Source organism: Mycolicibacterium vaccae NBRC 14118 = CIP 105934, assembly GCF_001552715.1.
Classification (GTDB): domain Bacteria; phylum Actinomycetota; class Actinomycetes; order Mycobacteriales; family Mycobacteriaceae; genus Mycobacterium; species Mycobacterium vaccae.
Genome location: NZ_BCRS01000276.1, coordinates 1 through 3,942 on the forward strand (window position 1 = coordinate 1; position 3,942 = coordinate 3,942).

General features: G+C 70.1%; 5 protein-coding genes. All 5 read left to right on the forward strand.

Annotated elements, in window-relative coordinates; genetic code table 11:
* The coding region (locus MVA01S_RS28965; protein WP_060941804.1) for a DUF7157 domain-containing protein at positions 1-200 on the forward strand (200 nt) is incomplete at its 5' end.
* A 123-nt stretch (positions 201-323) separates the two neighbouring features.
* Complete coding sequence (locus tag MVA01S_RS28970; protein WP_003929870.1) at positions 324-1,256, forward strand: metal ABC transporter substrate-binding protein; 933 nt, start codon at positions 324-326, stop codon at positions 1,254-1,256.
* Positions 1,253-1,999 carry a metal ABC transporter ATP-binding protein gene (locus MVA01S_RS28975; RefSeq protein WP_003929869.1) on the forward strand — a complete coding sequence of 249 codons (747 nt, stop codon included), beginning with the start codon at positions 1,253-1,255 and terminating at the stop codon, positions 1,997-1,999. The genes MVA01S_RS28970 and MVA01S_RS28975 overlap by 4 nt, the downstream gene beginning before the upstream one ends.
* Complete coding sequence (locus MVA01S_RS28980) at positions 1,996-2,874, forward strand: metal ABC transporter permease (protein ID WP_003929868.1); 879 nt, start codon at positions 1,996-1,998, stop codon at positions 2,872-2,874. Before MVA01S_RS28975 ends, MVA01S_RS28980 begins: the two co-directional genes overlap by 4 nt.
* Positions 2,875-3,084: 210 nt before the next feature.
* The coding region (locus MVA01S_RS28985; RefSeq protein WP_159426374.1) for a serine/threonine-protein kinase at positions 3,085-3,942 on the forward strand (858 nt) is incomplete at its 3' end.

A 3,942-nucleotide genomic window follows, 5' to 3' on the forward strand; every position in this document is an offset into this window, starting at 1 on the left:
CGGTGATCCCGCCCGCCCCGGCGTATGTGCCGCCGCCCCCGCCGGCCAACTTCGTGCCGCCCGCTCCGGCGGCGCCCGCGTACGTTCCGCCGCCGGCCCAGGTGCCTGCCATTCCGCCGGTGCCTCAGCAGCCGCGGCTGCGCGACCGCATCATCGAGCGCCTGCCGATCATCAACCGGTTCCACGAACCTCAGTTCTGATCAAGCGCCGCGGCGCCCCGAACCCCGACCTTCACCGATGACGGCTGCCCGCATCATGGTTTAGGCTCACCGAAACATTGATATCGTCTGCTCGAAAAGTAGGCGGGACCGTGTGGAGGTGGCGTGCGGGCGCGGATTCGGTGGCGGCCGGTCAGAGGCCTGGTGGCGCTGGTCGCCGCCGTGACGGTGGTGGCGGCCTGCGCGCCGGGCGGTGACACCGGCGCCGCGCAGCGCCCGGTGGTCCTGACCACGTTCACGGTGCTGGCCGACATCGCGGCCAACGTCGCGGGCGAGCATCTGACGGTGGAGTCGATCACCAAGCCGGGGGCGGAGATCCACGGGTACGAACCGACGCCCGGCGATATCAGGAAGGCCGCCAGGGCGGACCTGATCCTGGACAACGGCCTGAATCTGGAGGCGTGGTTCGCCCAGTTCGTCGACGGTCTGGACGTGCCCCATGTGGTGGTCAGCGACGGTGTGCAACCGATGGACATCGCCGACGACGCCTACCGCGGCATGCCCAACCCGCACGCGTGGATGTCGCCGTTGAACGTGCAGGTCTACGCGGACAACATGGCGGAGGCGTTCGCCGAACTCGACCCGGCCCACGCCGAGAAGTTCCGAGCCAACGCCGAGGCCTACCGCGGCGAACTCCAGGCGGTGCACGACGACCTCGTCGGGCAACTCGATGCGCTGCCCGCCTCGCAACGCGCGTTGGTGACCTGCGAGGGGGCGTTCTCGTACCTGGCCCGCGACGCCGGATTGACCGAGAAGTACATCTGGGCGGTCAACGCCGAGCAGCAGGCCACCCCGCAGCAGATCGCCTCGACCATCGAGTTCGTCGACGCCAACGACGTCCCGGCGGTGTTCTGCGAGTCCACGGTCTCCGACGCGGCGATGCAGCGGGTGGTCGAGGCCACCGGCGCCCGGTTCGGCGGAGTGCTGTTCGTCGACTCCCTGTCCGGTCCCGACGGGCCGGTGCCGACCTATCTGGACCTGATCCGGCACGACGCCGCCACCATCGCATCGGCTCTGACTGCACCCCGGATCTCGTGACAACCCCTGCGCTGCAACTGGATTCAGTCACCGTCCGCTACGGACCGGTGCTGGCCCTGCAGGACGCGACGGTGGTCGTGGCGCCCGGCCGGGTGTGCGGGCTGGTCGGGATGAACGGCTCCGGAAAGTCCACGATGTTCAAGGCCGTCATGGGGCTGGTGCGCCTCGAGACCGGATCGGTGGCGGTGCACGGACACAGCTCGGCGCGGGCCCGCAGGTCGGGGGCGGTGGCCTACATGCCGCAGAGCGAAGCCATCGACTGGGCGTTCCCGCTGTCGGTGCGCGACGTCGTGCTGGCCGGCCGGTACGGGCGCATGGGGCCGACCAGGCGCGCCCGCCCGGCCGATCAGCAGGCGGTGGACGAGGCGCTGGAGCGCGTCGAACTCATCGACTACCAGCGCCGCCAGATCGGGCAGCTCTCCGGAGGACAGCGCAAGCGCGCGTTCCTGGCCCGCTGCATCGCCCAGGGCGCCGACCTGCTGCTGCTCGACGAGCCGTTCGCCGGCGTCGACAAGCGCAGCGAAGCGACCATCAGCCGCCTGCTGCGCGAACTCGCCGCCGGCGGGGCCACCATCGTGGTTTCCACGCACGACCTGCACGCGCTGCCCGAACTCGCCGACGAGGCCATCCTGCTGATGCGCACCGTGCTGCTGCACGCGGCTCCCGACGTCGTACTCCAACCCCGCAACCTGGCCCGCGCGTTCGGCCTCGACAGCTCCGAAGACCAGGCGGATTCGCCGTGAACATCCTGGAGTTCCTGCTCGAGCCGATGCGGCTCGAGTTCATGGTCCGCGCCACCATCACGACCCTGATCGCCTCGGTGGTGTGCGCGACGCTGTCGTGCTGGCTGGTGCTGATCGGCTGGTCGCTGATGGGTGACGCGGTCTCCCACGCCGTGCTGCCCGGGGTGGTGCTCGCCTACATCGCGGGCGCCCCATTCGCGCTGGGGGCCATCGTGTTCGGCTTCGCCGCGGTCGCTCTGATCGGCGTCGTGCGCGACACCAGCCGCACGAAAGAGGATGCCGCGATCGGGGTGGTGTTCACCACGCTGTTCGCGCTCGGTCTGGTCCTGATCTCGGTGACCCCGAGCCAGGTCGATCTCGGGCACATCATCTTCGGCAACCTGCTGGGCGTCTCGCGCTCGGATCTGGTCCAGGTCGTCGTCCTGGGTGCGGTGGTGCTGGCCGTGTTGATCGTCAAGCGCCGGGACTTCACGCTCTACGCGTTCGACCCGAATCACGCCCACGCCATCGGCCTCAATCCGCGCCTGCTCGGCGCCGCGCTGCTCGGGCTGCTGGCGATGACGGCCGTGGTGGCGCTGCAGGCCGTCGGGGTGGTACTGGTGGTGGCCCTGCTGATCACCCCGGGCGCCACCGCCTACCTGCTCACCGACCGGTTCGGCCGGATGCTGCTGATCGCCCCGACCGTCGCCGCGGTCTGCGCGCTGATCGGGCTCTACTCCTCCTACTACCTGGACACCGCGTCGGGCCCGATGGTGGTGCTGGCCAACGGGCTGGCGTTCGCGCTGGCCTACGTCTTCGGGCCCCGCCACGGGGTGCTCGCCACCCGCGGTCTCACCCGGCGCCGGGCCCGGGCGGCGAAGTTGTCGACGGAATAGCACGATCGGCCAGGTGGCAGAGTGTGCCGTCCGGCGCCTCAGCGTGGTAAGAATGCTGCACCCATGAAGCACGCCGTCGCGTCTCACTGACCCGGGTCGCCCAGAACGGGCAACCGGCCGCAAGGCGACTGACAGGCGTCCGGGCAGCCCCGGCAAACGTGACGTCACTCCGATCGACAGACCGATTGGCCGCAGCCGAGGAGAACACCGGTGAATGCGACACCTTTCGGGCACTACCGGCTTGAGGAACTGATCGGCCGCGGCGGCATGGGCGAGGTCTACCGGGCCTACGACACCAAGACCGACCGCGTCGTCGCCCTCAAGGTGCTGCCGCACAGCATGGCCCAGGACGAGACGTTCAAGGCCCGCTTCCGCCGCGAGTCGCAGGCCGCCGCCGGCATCAACGATCCGCACGTCGTCCCGATCCACGGCTTCGGCGAGATCGACGGCCGCCTCTACCTCGACATGCGCCTTATCGAGGGCCGCAACCTCGGCACCATGCTGTCCGAGGCGACCAAGCCCCTCGGCCCGGCGTTCGCGGTGTCGATCGTCGAGCAGGTGGCCAACGGTCTGGACGCGGCGCACCGGTTGGGGCTGATCCATCGCGACATCAAGCCCTCGAACATCCTGATCACCCGACGTGATTTCGTGTACCTGATCGACTTCGGGCTGGCCCGCAACGCGGGCGAGCAGGGGTTGACCACGGCGGGCAGCACGCTGGGCACGCTGGCCTACATGGCCCCGGAGCGGTTCGAGGGCGGCGAGGTCGACGCCCGCTCGGACATCTACGCGCTGACCTGTGTGCTCTACGAATGTCTCACCGGCTCAAGGCCTTATCCCGCGGACAGCCTCGAGCAGCAGATCGCCGGGCACATGGTCTCGCCGATCCCGCGCCCGTCCGACGTGGACCCGCGGCTGGCGGCCTTCGACGAGGTCGTCGCCAAGGGGATGGCGAAGAAGCCGGCGCAGCGCTACCAGAGTGCCGGCGAACTGGCCCAGGCCGCCAGACGCGCCCTCACCGCGCCCGCGCGCCGCGACGGCCGCACCTCCCGGCACGCCGCCCGCCCG